The sequence below is a fragment of the Turneriella parva DSM 21527 genome, from assembly GCF_000266885.1.
In the GTDB taxonomy this organism is placed as follows: domain Bacteria; phylum Spirochaetota; class Leptospiria; order Turneriellales; family Turneriellaceae; genus Turneriella; species Turneriella parva.
Genome location: NC_018020.1, coordinates 3407740 through 3422735, shown reverse-complemented (window position 1 = coordinate 3422735; position 14996 = coordinate 3407740). Strand labels below are relative to the sequence as shown.

The 14996-nt window shown below is 52.4% G+C and carries 10 protein-coding genes; 9 read left to right on the top strand and 1 reads right to left on the bottom strand.

Annotated features, from left to right (window positions below):
• Positions 1 to 24: 24 nt before the first annotated feature.
• The 9 genes from TURPA_RS16250 (at position 25) to TURPA_RS24175 (ending at position 12892) form a co-directional block, all read left to right on the top strand.
• Complete coding sequence (locus TURPA_RS16250; protein WP_014804397.1) at positions 25 to 774, top strand: lamin tail domain-containing protein; 750 nt, start codon at positions 25 to 27, stop codon at positions 772 to 774.
• Positions 771 to 2267, top strand: coding sequence for a hypothetical protein (locus TURPA_RS16245; protein ID WP_014804396.1), 1497 nt, complete (start codon positions 771 to 773; stop codon positions 2265 to 2267). Before TURPA_RS16250 ends, TURPA_RS16245 begins: the two co-directional genes overlap by 4 nt.
• The gene (locus TURPA_RS16240; RefSeq protein ID WP_014804395.1) at positions 2264 to 5212 is read left to right on the top strand and encodes a phospholipase D-like domain-containing protein; all 2949 of its coding nucleotides are present in this window, start codon (positions 2264 to 2266) and stop codon (positions 5210 to 5212) included. Before TURPA_RS16245 ends, TURPA_RS16240 begins: the two co-directional genes overlap by 4 nt.
• Positions 5209 to 6192, top strand: coding sequence for a hypothetical protein (locus TURPA_RS16235; RefSeq protein WP_014804394.1), 984 nt, complete (start codon positions 5209 to 5211; stop codon positions 6190 to 6192). Before TURPA_RS16240 ends, TURPA_RS16235 begins: the two co-directional genes overlap by 4 nt.
• A complete protein-coding gene (locus tag TURPA_RS16230) occupies positions 6189 to 7340 on the top strand; it encodes an endonuclease I family protein (protein ID WP_014804393.1) in 1152 nt (383 codons plus the stop codon). Before TURPA_RS16235 ends, TURPA_RS16230 begins: the two co-directional genes overlap by 4 nt.
• 80 nt (positions 7341 to 7420) lie before the next feature.
• Positions 7421 to 11428 carry a beta strand repeat-containing protein gene (locus TURPA_RS16225; RefSeq protein ID WP_014804392.1) on the top strand — a complete coding sequence of 1336 codons (4008 nt, stop codon included), beginning with the start codon at positions 7421 to 7423 and terminating at the stop codon, positions 11426 to 11428.
• A gap of 430 nt (positions 11429 to 11858) precedes the next feature.
• On the top strand, positions 11859 to 11984 hold the full coding sequence (locus tag TURPA_RS24180; protein WP_281054939.1) for a hypothetical protein: 126 nt from the start codon (positions 11859 to 11861) through the stop codon (positions 11982 to 11984).
• A gap of 302 nt (positions 11985 to 12286) precedes the next feature.
• Positions 12287 to 12514 carry a hypothetical protein gene (locus tag TURPA_RS16220; protein WP_014804391.1) on the top strand — a complete coding sequence of 76 codons (228 nt, stop codon included), beginning with the start codon at positions 12287 to 12289 and terminating at the stop codon, positions 12512 to 12514.
• 255 nt (positions 12515 to 12769) lie between these two features.
• Positions 12770 to 12892, top strand: coding sequence for a hypothetical protein (locus TURPA_RS24175; protein ID WP_281054938.1), 123 nt, complete (start codon positions 12770 to 12772; stop codon positions 12890 to 12892).
• 205 nt (positions 12893 to 13097) lie between these two features.
• On the opposite strand, the gene TURPA_RS16215 is transcribed toward TURPA_RS24175, so the two are convergent.
• Positions 13098 to 14990: an LTA synthase family protein gene (locus TURPA_RS16215; RefSeq protein WP_014804390.1), complete on the bottom strand. Its 1893-nt coding sequence runs from the start codon at positions 14988 to 14990 to the stop codon at positions 13098 to 13100.
• Positions 14991 to 14996 lie beyond the last annotated feature (6 nt).

Sequence of the window (14996 nt, the reverse complement as noted above, 5' to 3'; positions counted from 1 at the left end):
AGGGGGGTGAAGTGCGCAACCAGTATGCTCGCAGCCTCAATATTATTATTCGCTAATTGCACCTCTTCCGTAACCGAACTCTGGCCGACAGCAATCAACGTCGACCGCAAACGCGGTTGCGCCGAGATTCGAGAGGTCAACTGGGCGGGTTCCATGAAAAACGATGGAACATATGACGGCGACGATGATTTTATCGAGATTCAGAATACGGATTGCAATAAGCCGATTGACATTGCCGATTGGCGCATAGAGCTCACAGGCGATGTAAAGAGAATATACTATGTACCGAAAGTCGGTAACACCACAATTCAGCCCGGAAAGTTTGCGGTGATTATCGCCAAATCAGGTGGTGCATTTCGCGACCAGGGTAATGCCGATTATACGCCTGTGGTGCTTGAAGGTCTTTCAATTCCCGAACGCAACTGGTCGATCACAACACGCACGGCCGAAAACTTTCTCATGGAAAGTGGCATCAACACCACCGAAGCAGACGATGCACAGAGCCGTAACTTTCCGCTTTCAGGGTCGGTTGATGGTTTTACGACACGGTCGATGGAAAGAACAGAAGACCAGTTTGAAGAAGAGGGCGGTTCGGTCTCAACCTGGCATGCATCGACGCCGTGCAACGAGACATCCCCCTCACAAATTACCACGCTCTACGGCACCGGCTGCGGCACAGGGCAAATCGGCATCAGTGGGCGTTATGTGCACCCCGATTACTCGCAGCGCACGTTCGCAACGCCCGGCGAAAAAAACACACCGGATTACAAATGAAACAGACGCGCGTACATATTTCTCTGGTGCTCACGTTGAGTCTTTTTTCATTCATGCGCGGTACCTGCGCGACCACGACTAGTGACCCCGAACTCAGCACGCAGTCGATGAACTACTATATCGGGCTCGGCGGCAACGCGAAAGCCAAAGAGAAGCTGCTGAGCATTATCGCATCTGCAAAAACCGAAGTTGTGGGTGTTTTCAACGATCTCGCCGATACCGAGATTAGCAGCGCACTCATCGACAAGGCGAATGCAGGTCTTAAGGTTGCGGTCGGCGGCGACAGGCGCAACGAAAACAATGCGGGCTTTGCCGCGCTCAAGAACCAGCGCTCTGCCAATAAATTTCTTGATTATGCAACCGCGACTTCGACGGCCGCAGCCGAGCCCAACCAGAATCTGAAAAACAAGATTCTTGCGACCCGTCTCAATTTTAACCGACTCAACCGCAGCCTCAAGTACAACGCCGAGCCTTACGACGGCCGGGTAGAGTATAACTTCGTCGTCGCTGACAAATACAACTGTTGGATCTCAACCGGAGGCGCGAACAGTGAAACGTTCTCCACTGGGTTTTCGATAGTCTTCGTGTTTCAGTCATTCGACATCTGCAACGATTTTTATAACGAAGCGCAACAACTCGTCTACGGCGGTCTTTTTGGCGATGAAGGAGTGCCCTCGTTCGGTAAGTTTCGTAATAGTAAAACCATTACCGACCCCAACACGCGCTTTCGCCTCGGCGATCTGATCTTCAATATCTATTTCGCCCCGCAAGAAAGACCACTGGTTGCACTCGTCACCGAACTCTTGCGTGCAGAAAAATCGATTAAATTTGCTTCGCGCGCCATCACGCAGGATATCATCGCCGACATGACAAACCATAACAGCAACCGCAGCCATGTGCTGAATGCGCTGCAGTACAAGGCGCGCATACCGCAGGTGTTTGGGCAGGCCTTTTCTGTGAAGGGCGTTGTCGGCACCGAGGTGGATGGTTCACCCACCGCGATACCCTCACCGTGGACTGCCTACAATGCGCCCTATAATGCACTCGTCTCAGGTTCATGCCCGACCCTGAACACGACGACGATCAACATACCCTTCAAAGACACCAACGGGACAGCTGTATTCAACAACGCCAAGATAAACTCCATCTCGATCCACTGCGATCTCAAGACGCTGCAAGACGCGATTGCCAGCACTTCTACGGCAGAGTTTCGCAAGCACCCATCAAACCTGCCTTTTAGCGTGTTCATGACAGACGTAGGCGCGCGCAAGCCGCGCCTGATCGTCATGTCATCAGACCTGCGTAAGCGCTATTATTACGACGACGGCCAAAGTCAAGATGCAGAACCCAAGCGCACACAAGACGACCTCTACACGATTACCGATGCATTTGTCATTATGGTCGAGCCTGCCGGCACAGAAACCAACATGAAAATCTTTAATGACTTCAGCACTCTCGTCGACCGACTTTTCAACGCAGGGGGCGCGTTATGAAATACCGCATAGCACTGGCGGCTTTAACGGCGCTGGTTTTCAGCACCTGCAGCAAGGTGAACACCACCGAAGAAGACAAAGACGGCCGCTTGTTCGAGCTTTATGTAAACTACCCGGGAATCAAACCGGGCGGGCATAAACCGCCTGAGTTCGATATCCGCCTGGCCAGCCTCATCGACAACGCGCGCAAAGAAGTTTATTGGGCCATGTATGGTTTTTACCGCGCATCGATTAAAGACTCGGTCTTACGGGCAGTGCAGCGCGGACTCGACGTGCAGCTCGCAGGTGATGCAGGCACCTATGCATATGGCGAAATTGGCTATATCCAGTTTGAAGACCTTCTGCGCCGCTACCCCAACGCAAAACTGCTCTCAGGTAATGCGCAGTCGATTCAACACAACAAATTCTGCGTAATCGACCGCCGCTATATTATGACCGGTACCGGAAACATTACCGACTCAGAGATCGACCGCAACTACAACGTGTGGATGATCATCGAATCGAAAGAAATGGCCGAAGACTTTATCAACGACCACCAGCAAATGATGGCGGGCCGCTTTGGCCATGCGAAAGCACGCTTAGATTACAACAACGTATTTAGTGTCGGGCAGGTACGCGTCGAGGCTTACTTTTCGCCGCAAGAAGATGCGATGAGCAGATTCTTGCAGGCCGTGGCCGAGGCGCAGCAGAGCATCAACTTTGCCATTTTCGCGTTTACACACGACCAGCTGGGGCGCCTCTTTATTCAGAAACACAAACAGTTCACTCAGCAAAATAACCAAGACGGCGGCTCACGCTCTGTGCGCGGCATCATGGATCGCTCGCAGCTGACACATAACCAGTATGTCGAGGTATACCGAATAGCCACATCGTGCGGGCATACCTATGGATTCGAGCAAGGCTCAGGCAATGCGAACGGCGGTAATGCAAATCCGTTTTTCCCGAATGGCACCAACACCTGGGATACCCCAACACAGGCGAATACGCGCTGCTATTCGCCATTTGACCTGAAGATCGACGGTAACGAGAACAACAACTATATCGGTGACTGGCAGGCAGGCGGCGGACGCCTGCACGACAAGACGATTGTCATCGATGCAGGCACGCCGAATGCAAAGCTGCTCTTGGGATCGTTCAACTGGTCGCCGAATGCGAACAACAACAACGACGAGAATCTAATCGTGATACATTCGCAGGCAATTGTCGATCGCTACATGCAATTCTGGCAGGGCATCTATAACGACGCCGTGCCGATGAATAAGCGATTTCCGACCAACCAGGAGATGCAGCAGGGAATCGTGACCTACCAGCCGCGCGAAACCGGCGATTACCAAAAAATCGTCATTTCAGAGGTGAACTACGCTGGCACAAGCCGCAAGATTGGCAGCAACTATTTTGCATATGACGGTAACGAATTTATTGAACTCTATAACCCGACTGATCGCGCCATCGACGTATCTTTTTGGTCGCTGTACTTTCCCGTAATCGACAGTTATACCGACCCCGGCGTCTACACCAGCGGTTGGCCCGGTTACGAATCACTCGCGAAGCGTGGTCTTGTGGGCCTTCCCGGTGGTACCTTCATACCCGCAAAAGGCTTTCTCGTCGTCACGCAGTCAGACCAGCGCAACGACCTCAACGCCGACGGCTACTTTTTCCCAGCGTCTGTGCTCTATGACCCGGCAAACTCCGCGTCATTCACCAACAAGATTACCTATTACAATCCTGTGAATGGACTCTCGAACTTCTTCACGCTGTTCGACCGCCGCACCAGCAGCACGGGCCGGGCGAACGTGACGACGTCGTCATTTACAGACCCATACAGCGGAAAGTTCTATGCGAGCAACAGCAGCATACTGACGTTTGTCTATCCGTCATTTGACGAAGGTGGCCGCTGCCGCTCAGCATGGGATGCAATAGTCGACCGATTCAGCGGCTCTAACTATTTTAATCCATACCACATTCATGCAGGTAACGAGGCGACCTACACGCATTTGACGTCGCTCTGGGTTGAACTGCGGGATAATCGCGGTAACTTGGTCGATATCGCCGGCGGCAACCGCACGGGGGCAGCGGTGAACAACGCCACGGGCATTTCTCAGGCCCCGACAGCTGGCGCAACCGCTCATGATCAGGTCAGATACTTTAAGGGCGGCTTTCACGGCATTTTGTACCGGGCTGGCACCTTATCAAATGGTACTGCGACAGTAACAGGCATATCTTCTACTGCAAGCCTGCAAGCGGGTATGTCGGTTTCTGCACTGGGCGTGCCCAATGGCACTACAATTCAATCCATTGATTCAGCATCGCAAGTGACTTTAAGCGCAAATGCCACGGCATCAGGTGTCCGCAGCTTAATGCTCCAATTCACGCTAGTCGGAAGTGGTACTTTTGGTACAACTGCAGCAGTCGATACGACGGACCTGACGCGAACCGAACTTAATTCTGGCAGCAATGTGTTTCCAATGATTTCAACAGATAATTTTCCAGCTACAAAAACGGCGCAAGGTTCTCGCACCAGTGGTAGCGCAATAATCACAGGATTACCTGCTGCCTTTGCCACTACGTATCTGCGTGTTGGCTATGGGGTTTCTGGTTCAGGCATTCCCGCAAGTACAACCATACTGAGTATAGATAGCGGGACGCAGATAACCTTGTCGCAAAACGCAACCTCAACCGGAAACAGCTTCTATGCTTTTTCACTTGAAAATCACGCGGAATTTGTCTGCAATACAGCCGGCTTTGAAACCCCTTACATGGTTTCAATGGAGCGTATACCGACATACGGCGCCGGTACTTCTGCAGCGAGCTGGGTACATGCGACCAAAAACATGACCGATAGCGGCGGTAACGGTGGTAAAGGCACGTACATCAAAGCTGATTATCGCGACAGAACAATTGCCACACCTGGCGAAATTAATTCACGCTGGAGCGCGCTGCCATGAAGAGGCTGAATTTGATTCTACCTGCATTGGTGCTGCTCGCTGCCTGTACCTCGGGCTCTGAATATGAGCAGCGCAACAAAGACATTTTTGATGAAGCCAAGGGAGCAACTTACCCTGCGTTTTCGACTACCCCCATCGCCTTCAACGGCTCTATCAGTACTCTGGTGACGACAGTCAATGCACTGGCTGCAAGCGGCACCGCCGATAGCCCGATTGCCGACGCGCCGATTGAAGGCATTGTATCGATTCCGTCAGATTATGGTTTTGCGACAGGCACCAATGGCTGCACCGCGGTGAATACCGTATTTGCGCGGTCGTTTGTATTGAATGATTCATCCTCGGGCATTCTTGTTGCCTATGGGCAGGAACCGCCTGTGCAGGATATTGCGAAAAACACGAGCATGAAATACATTAGCAATGCGCGAACCGCAAACATGGCAGTTTTTGGTGACCGCATTCGCCTCACCGCAACGCGCGCGCAAAAATACGGTTCAGGCGCAAATACGATTCCAGTCATCACTGATTTTAAGAATATTCAGATTATTTCAAGCCGCAATTCGGTTGGTTATGTGAAGCAGACAGCGGCATTGGTACGTGCAACCGATCTCTATCAGGTGCGTCAGATCGAAGGTTACGTCACGACTTCTCCCTCGTTTGTCGAGTGCGTCAGCGGTGAAGCCCGAGAGTTTCAATTTAACTTTCAAACAGGATACAAAGGGACTATTTGTGTCGGTGCGACGAGTGTAACGGATGCGCAGACGTGCACTGGGCTCAAGGTACCGATCAGGTTTCAGCTGAGCAAAAACCTCGGTGCAGGCACCTTATCGGGCTTCGACACAGGCGACATGTTCAGCTATACGATAGCAAAAGACGCAAAGGTGCGCCTCACTGGCCCGGTTTTTCCACCCGAATACAATCAAACCGATGCAAACCTCTTAATCATGCTCAGCCAGAAGCTGCAAGTGGAGACGCTACGATGAAAAAGTATTTTTTCGCAGCTTTGGTTTTGATTGCGCTCGGACTCGCAGCATGCGCGACTAACACCCAAGGCGACTCGCTGGAAATCGCGAAGAACATTAGCGACGACGGCTGCACGGTAGTGAGCAATGATCACCGCGGCTTTTGGATAGGAGTGAACTCGTGTCAATCTGATACGGCGCTCAAGACGACATTGCACAACAAGATTAAGAATCACCGTGTAATAAAATACCAGGAAAACGGAATAGCCCAACCGACCGGTTATACGTTTACATATATTGGTGACAGCATCTCATACCTGAATAATTTCTCGCTGCCTGTGAACGGCCGGTTTGATATGTGGGATGCATATATCGCCTATGCGATCCGAGGCATAAATCCTCTGCGAACTGATTGCACCTCGCGACAGATTACTGATTGGTACAATTCGGTCTGCCGAACCGTTCCGGGAACAAATATTGCCGAACTTTTTGCGAGCAGCGGCGGCGATCAAGACCCTGGCTCAGGCTCGAATAAATATAATCGTGAGCACAGTTGGCCCAAAAGCTGGTATGCGGCCGGAGCTACGCCCGTTAACGACTCGGCCTCAGGTAGTTATTGCTATAATGCAAACAATGAAGGTGCTAACGATTATCCTACTAAGAATTGGGATTACCGGGCATACGCTGACATGGTTCATGTGATACCGACAAACCGTGATGCAAACACAATTAGGAGCGATAATCCTTTTGGTGAGGTGAGCGGTGCTGGCACATGTGGGGCAACCTGCAACCCTTCGCTTTCGGGCGCTCCCGACGTGGCAGCGATCACTCCGGCAACGCCGACCTGCCTTGACGGGGACGATTCGCGTGTGCCGTGCACCGGCCTCACAGTCTTCGAGCCGCCCGCGGGAATTAAAGGCGATATTGCGCGCATCTATTTCTATATGGCAACCCGTTACTACCTTGAAGACACCTGCTGGCAAAACGTTGCCGCGGCGAACAAGGCGAACATAAAAGGCTGGCAAGAAACCATGCTACGCAAGTGGCACAACGACGACCCGGTCGACGACGTCGAACGCGCGCGCAATGATCTTATTCACCGCATTCAGGGAAACAGAAATCCATATGTCGACCATCCTGAATGGGTTGCGAAAATTGCGGATTTTTAGAGTGGCAATTGTGCACTGTGTAAAAGCTGGCACTTTTGTTGCTCCGGTGGTAATAGTGTAGTAGAGCATTGGAGAAACAAATGAAAAAGCTGCGACATAATCTGGCTATGGTGCTCGTCATCGCGCTCTTTGCAGCGTATTGTGGTGGGCGTACGGACAATGCGAATAATGCGGAAAGTGGTATTACAGGATCGGGCATCGTCAATACGCCGAGCAATGATACGACCTCGCCGACGGTATCGAGCTATTCACCCGTGAACGGCGGAACTCTGGCTGCTAATGCTGTGCTCATTTCGGTCACCTTCAGCGAACCTATGAATGTTGCTAACGTCACGACGTCTTCATTTCATGTAAAAAACGGCAACAATTGCACGGGCACGCAGCTCACTTCGGCAGCGCCTGTAGCCTCAAACAGCAATCAGACTTTCACCATAACTCTCAATGCCAGCCAGCTTATCGCAACACAACAGTACTCGACTTGTGTGACTGGCGCGATCACTGACGTGGCTGGCAATGCACTGACGGCTGCCCTAGTCAGCTGGACAGCTTCGGCAGTAGATAATACCCCGCCAGCGAACGTGACAGGTTTTACCGTACAACCTGCCCTCGGGCGCCTTGTGCTCAGCTGGACTAATCCTGCCGATTCAGATTTTGCAGGCGTGCGAATTTTACGTAAGACGACAAACGATATCACCGACCAGAGCGACGCCACGGCAACCGTTGCCTGCAGCGGCAACCTCGCCACACCACAGGCGACGTGCAATGATACGGGCCTAACAGACGGTACAACCTATTACTATAAGATATTTACATACGATGCCGTACCCAACTATAACAGTGGTGTGAATGGGAGTGGTACGCCGGCCTGTGGTACGATTGAGGATATAAAAACGCAGCAGGGTTCGCCGACGACAAATAACACCAGGTATTCGCTCTCCGCATGTACGCTACCTCAGGTGACGGTGACCTCGGTTCATCGTGACGGATCGAACATGGGGTTCAACATACAACAAACTCAGTCAGGCGCAGGTATCTTTGTCTTCACGGGTTCTGTTAATCCCACGACGACATTGAATCTGACACCAGGTGACCGTATCACTTTCGCTGGCGCAGTATGGGCCAATCTGTGCGTGGCATCATTCAATCAGCAGCTACAAATTGTTAAGAAGACGGCGGGCAGTATTTGCGACGGCTCAATCAACGGTTTTGTTTCTGAACCATTCACCGCAGGTGATTTTACCGAAGGGTCTGCAAATGCAAATTATCTCGCAAATCTGGGGACAACCGTAAGCGGAAATGTCACATTTAGCACCGACTTCGTGAACGGAGCGGACGGAAGGCTCTATGTCTTTACCACCCCTGTGACAATCACTGGAGCCTTAGCCTCTGGTGTTTACCCTGCCAGCTTCGGTGGCAGTACGACGATTAATGTCACAAATACAGCTCTTGCCGCAAGTTTGCTTGCTAATGGCATTGTCTTTACACCCGGCCGGGCTGTAATGGGGCGCTTTAGCAACAACCTTGAGTTGCGCATCTATGGCACAGGTGCCGGGGGAACAACGAATTATGACGGTGTAACATCTGGTGGTGGAGAGAATGGCTTTGGCATTAAGAATCTGACCTATACCGTAGCTCCAACGATCAGTTTCTTCAGCCCTGCGAATGGTGGTGGCTTTAATACTGCATCAACTCAGGTTTCCGTTGGCTTCGACCAGGCGATAACGACGGCGACAGTCACGTCGACTTCATTCAAAGTGGTGGCCGGCACTGATTGTGCAGCCGCAGCTCTGGCAACTACAGGAGGCATTACAAACAGCAATGCACAAAAGACGTTCACACTCACATTGACCGGTGGACAATTGGTTGATGGTAACCAGTACACAACATGCGTAACGACAGCAGTACAGAACACATCCTCGCTCGCACTTGCAACAGCTTCATCTGCATCATGGCGTGCATCCACGCAGACGAGTAATTTTGCCAACTTTGAGTCGTGGGCGACGGCGAACCAGCCAACGGGTTGGGTCTATGGGACACCACCCAGCGGCGGTGGGGGCGTTACGGGCTCAGCTTCGACAAATATCACACAGGATACGACTTCGCCAGTCGAGGGTACCCGTGGAGCAAACATTACGACCGCAGCCACATCGGCGAATGGCAACGTGCTCTCTTACGCGACGAACGCTACACCGCTTGCGGGTACATGCTCACGCCTTAGCCTAAAAGTGCGTGGCACGAGCACGGGCCGATCTTTTGCTATTCAGCTGCAAACTGCGGGCGGTACCGCAGCCAATTATTGCAGCATCGGCAATGATCAGTTGGCTACGAGCATTTCAACGGCGACAACTATTGAGCCTGCGAGCGCCAGTTATACTCAGACAGATATCAACACCGGTGGTGCCTGGATGACGGCAGTATGCCGTATCGACAACCTTGCGGGCGGTTCCATGGATACTTTTCGGATCCGCTGGGGTAACCCTGCAGCGTATAACCTGACCTTCGATGACATACAGTTTCTGGATAATGCCAATAATCCGTGCGTACCGATCGACACTGCGCCGCCGACTGTGAGCACAGTGGTGCCTGCAAGTGCAGCGACTGGCATAGCCTTTGCGCCCAGCGCCAGCGTGACGTTTAACAAAGCCATGAATGTCGCGAGTGTCAACGGCGCGTACACGGTCAAAGAAACAAATTGCAGCGGAACAACCGTTTCAACCGGTACGCCGACCGCCAGTGGTGGCAATACCATCTTCACATATGCATTAACCACTCTCAAGCCATTGACAACATACGCGCATTGTGTAACGACCGGCGCCACAAGTTCCGCCGGGACAGCGCTCGCCGCTGACTACAGCGCTACCTGGACAACGACCGCACTCACTGAGCCAACCGGCGTAACGGCAACCCCCAGCAACACGCAGGTCTCAATCGCGTTTACGGTCGGCAATGGCAACGGTGGAGTTAAAATCGTGGGCCAGACCGGCAGCTCACCCGCAGACTGCACGGGTACGGCACTCTACACCGGCAGCACTTCGCCTTATGTGCACACTGGCCTCACCAACGGCACGCAGTACTATTACCGGGTGTGCTCGACACATAACACCGGTGCTTATCTCAGCACGGGCGTGACAGCGACCGCAACACCATCCGATGCGTTCAATGTAAACTCTGCGGTATCAACAGGAAATACAACGGCGACGGTCACCTTTAGTGCTGCGCCAAATCAGGCTGAAGCCGAGACACCAGGCAACTATGAGGTTGTTTTGGCTGCCAGTTCTTGCGGCACCGGCGCAGTCGTTGCAGTCTCTGCAGCATCTCGTGCCGGCAGCGTCGTTACATTGACCACGGCGGCGCAAACTGCAAGCACCTCGTACAAAGTTTGTGTTTCAGGTGTAACGCGCAGTAGTGATGGCGCGCTGCTCGCGACAAGTCCCGGCGTGGCTACGTTTACAGGTACGGGGGCAGGGCCGACACCAATCGCTGCGGACACCGATATTACGTACTTCGGTTTTGCAACGGCGGCGTCACCACCGACCTCTGTGCAGGCACCTTGTGCGACAAGTGGTTTTTCAACCGCGAATCAGGCCAGCGCCGTCACCGGAATAAATTCAATTTCTTCTCTGACTGCGAGTGGCATAACTTTAGGTTGTGTTTTGGGCGTATCTGCTGCACAGGCACTACCTGCAGCTTCCACCGCTGGAAATTTTTCGGCTGGCGTAACTGCTCTCGATGGTACAGTGGGGCCAACAGTGAAGTACCTGCAGTTTGTCGTTGATATATCTGCGGGTTATTCGCTGAAACTGAAAACATTTCGAGCCGCCGTGCGTGTATCGGGCACTGGCCCAGGAAATCTTAGTCTTTACTACAGCGTTGACGGATATGCATCGGCAATCGGGAGCATTAGCAGCATAGCAAACACTAATTTTAATCAATGGACTTCTGATTTGTCCGCAGTACCTACTATTGATGGCCCGGCAACAGTCACGTTTAGGGTCGCACCAACAAATACCACTTCGCAAGCCGGTGGCACCATTGCTTCAACAGGGGTGCTACGATTAGATGAGTTAAAAATCATAAGCGGCCCGTAGCGCAAAGGTCATGCCAACCACCGCTGCGATGCTAAACAAAGATATTTTGCCGAAACTTTCCCTTTTGCCCCCGAATTGATTCGGGGGCAAAAGGAAGGCACCTCACCGCGTGACCCGCTCCTAAAGGAGAGGGCGTCCCCGAAGGGCGGGGGATATAACCTCACCCCAGCCCCTCGCCACGATGTAGAGAGGGGAGCCAGAACGCATTTTGCCGATTCGCGTAACCTGTCTTTCTCCTCCCTCTCCACATAGTGGAGAGGGAGGCTGGGAGGGTGAGGTGCGCCAATCTTCCAGCTATGGGCTTAAGCCCATAGCTGAAAGGCATTGCCGAATTCATTCGTGGGCAAAAAGGAAAACACAGCCCTCGACCGCCGTTTCGGGGCTTAGGCAAATTCTTGACAGGTCTGATAAATCTTGTTAGATTGCATACATGAGCGTGCTGGCAACTATTGCTTTTCTCATAACCTTCACCGGCGCCGGTTATTTAATTGCCGTTGGTATGTCGCGGCTAATCGCTGAACAAGTAGCAAGCCGACTCAATCGTGATAACAAGTGAATTCACGAATTCTGTTATTGATCGGATTCGCAATTTTGGCTTGCGGAGTCTTGCTTTTACAAAGCTACAAAGAATACGCGAAGACCGTTGAGACTCTCATTACCCTTCTTGCACTGACCACATCGTTGGTGGCGATCTATGACTTTATCAAGAAGAAATAGAGATCTATGCTATTTGTGGCCCCAACTCATTTAGCTATGGGCTTGGTTCGACAAGCTCACCACAAGTAAGCCCATAGCTGAATACATACCCGCCACGGTATAATAGTGGCCGCCAGGCCACAGCCTGATTATCTTACACTCATGAAATCCCCCAACTTCACTTATCTGATCATTGGAGCCGTTATCATGGCGCTGTTACCGTTCGGTGAAACTCCGCATCTGTGGCAGAAGCTACTGCTGCTCAAAGACGGCTATCTGCACCAGCCAATGGATTGGTTCGATTTGCTGCTGCACGGTGGCCCGCTGGTGGGGGTTGCGGTCTTGCTCGCGACTCGTGCGTTGAGGTCGCGAACACAGCGGGCGGCTTAGCCAATTTCTTGACGGGGCTGATAAATCTTGTTAGAATGTGCGCAGGAGCCCATTGGCAACGATTGCGTTTCTCGTCACGTTCACTGGTGCGGGATATTTAATCGCCGTCGGCATGTTGCGCCTGATAGCTGAACAGGTGTCTAACCGATTACGTCGGGATAGTAAATAGATTCACGGCCATAAGTCAGGGGAGAGAGCCTGAGAATTGCCGCAAAATCATTTGCCAGACAGTCTTCGTGTATGTAGATTGTTCATGTGAGCGATCTTTATTTTTACACGATGTTCGTCATCGCCATGGCCAGCGCGTTTTACCTCATTGCTCGTGGTATCGCCGCAGTAGTTTCACACAATATTGAAAAAAGTCGCCATGCCAAATAGGCTTTGGGCACCCCGGGCCCCTCAATCCTTTAGCTATGGGCTTAAGCCCATAGCTAAAGAAGGCCTTCGGGAATGAATAGCCCCTTTCGCCGCTTCAATTAGATTTCCTTTCATGCTATATTCTGATCTGCGAATATTTCTCTGCTTCACAATCTTTTTGCTATGGGCTTAAGCCCATAGCAAAAAGAAAACGAAATCAGTGTAATCACCGCCCACGATATTTCATATACCAATCACGCTGCGTCTGCCGGGCCTTCAGCGCTTCGGACCTGAGCTTTGCGGCGATGTCGAAGCGTTTGGTGATAAGGTCGTGCTTTTCGTCGGGGTCTGCTGCGAGATCGTAGAGTTCTTCGCGGTTTTCTGTCGCCCGATAGATGTACTTGAAGTTACCGTCACGCAGGCCCGAGATGTCATTTTCCCAGTCGGTGTGAAAATATGCAAGGTTAGGGCGGTGCGCCCTGACGAGTGACACTCCCATGAACGAAGGGGGAGCTTTAATGCCAGCGAGATCAAGCGCCGTGGGGGCGACGTCGATGTTACGCGAGATGCCAGGGTAGACTTTTTTTTCGGCAAACAGCTTTCGGTTATAGATAATAAACGGTATCGCGACATTTTCTTCATAGAGCTGCAGCGCGTGCAGATAGTTGCCGGCATGCTGGTAAAAAGCTTCGCCATGGTCGGCGAAGATACAGAGCAGGGTGTCGTCGAGTTGGTTGGCGTTTTCTAGCGCCCTCACAAGTTCGCCGAGCGTCGCGTCGGCATAGTGCAGGCCATTCAGGTATTCTTTGAGCAGACGCTCGCTGCGCGACGGCGTTGCTTCAATTTCTGCGGGCGAATAGAGTTCATATTCTGCAAACGGAATCGTGTAGGGGTGGTGCGGCATCACCGGAATAAACGTGATAAACCACGGCTTCTCTTTTGAGTCAGCGATAAACTTCATCGCGGGAGCGATATAGGCCCGGTCGTCGATTGAAAAACCGCTGGTTTTGACGACACCCGGGCCCGCCAGCGTGACCATGTCAGCCTGGTAGTCGATGCGGCGGTTCTTTAGAAAGTCGCGGTAGCTCCAGTTGTCGAGGCTCGCGGTGTGCAAGACCGCAGTTCTGTAGCCGGCGTCTTTGAAAACCTCAAACACCGTCGGCGCGGGAAAGTTCGGTTCGCTCATCGGCAGCCAGTTTTTATTCGGCGGATTGTACGCCGACATGAGGGCGTTATACCGCGCGTTCACTGAAAGCGGAAACTGCGAGTAGTGCCGCCGCGTCACGAAGGCCTGCTTTCTCAGGTTTTGAAAGACCGGCATCACCTGTTTGCCTTTGACGACCATCGAGGTGTACTTCGATGAAGTCGATTCCATGATATAGAAAATGACGTTATAATGCTTACGCTTGACCTGCGTCGCCGGTATCTCTGCGGAATCGAGCACAGAACGCGAGCGCCAGAGTTCGCCCGCAGCCGCGACGGCCTCTTGCGGCGGTGCATCCACCTTTTTACGGGAATAAGATTTTAGCAGCGCATAGACAAATGGGTTCGTGTGTTCGCTGCCTTGCCAGCGCGCGGCCTCGCGTGTCGGCGCCTCGGGAAAAATCATGAGGTTGTGCGAAACCAGAATTGCGATCACCGGCAGAGCGAGCGCGGCGCCGCCAAAATGCAGACCGAGCCTGCGGCTGTGGTGCCGCGCGATGATGAGCGCCCATGAAAGCAAGAGCCCAACGGCAAACGTGGCAATTTCGGGTGAAATCTCTTTGAGCGCCGAGTGAAAGAACTCGGCGGCGATCGTGCCAAGGCCCGCGCCGACTGTCGCGAACTCAGCGGGTTTTTCAAAAATCTGAAAATATCCCGTGACGAAAATGAATCCTAAAACCAGGGTTCCGAACAGCAAATAAGACGCAAACCGGCCTGCACGTTTCGACCAGCGATCGATCAAAAGCAGCGCCCCCGTGAGAATCGTGACGAACACCAGATCTGATACAAACCCGTTCTTGAAGAATGCCCAGCCGTCGCTCGCAAACCCGCTCTGGCGAATCACGCCGCTGAAAACGAACCGCCAGCAGAGGTGCCAGAAAAACAAAAGCGCGAACGTGCGGATTGCGAAAGACATGAATCG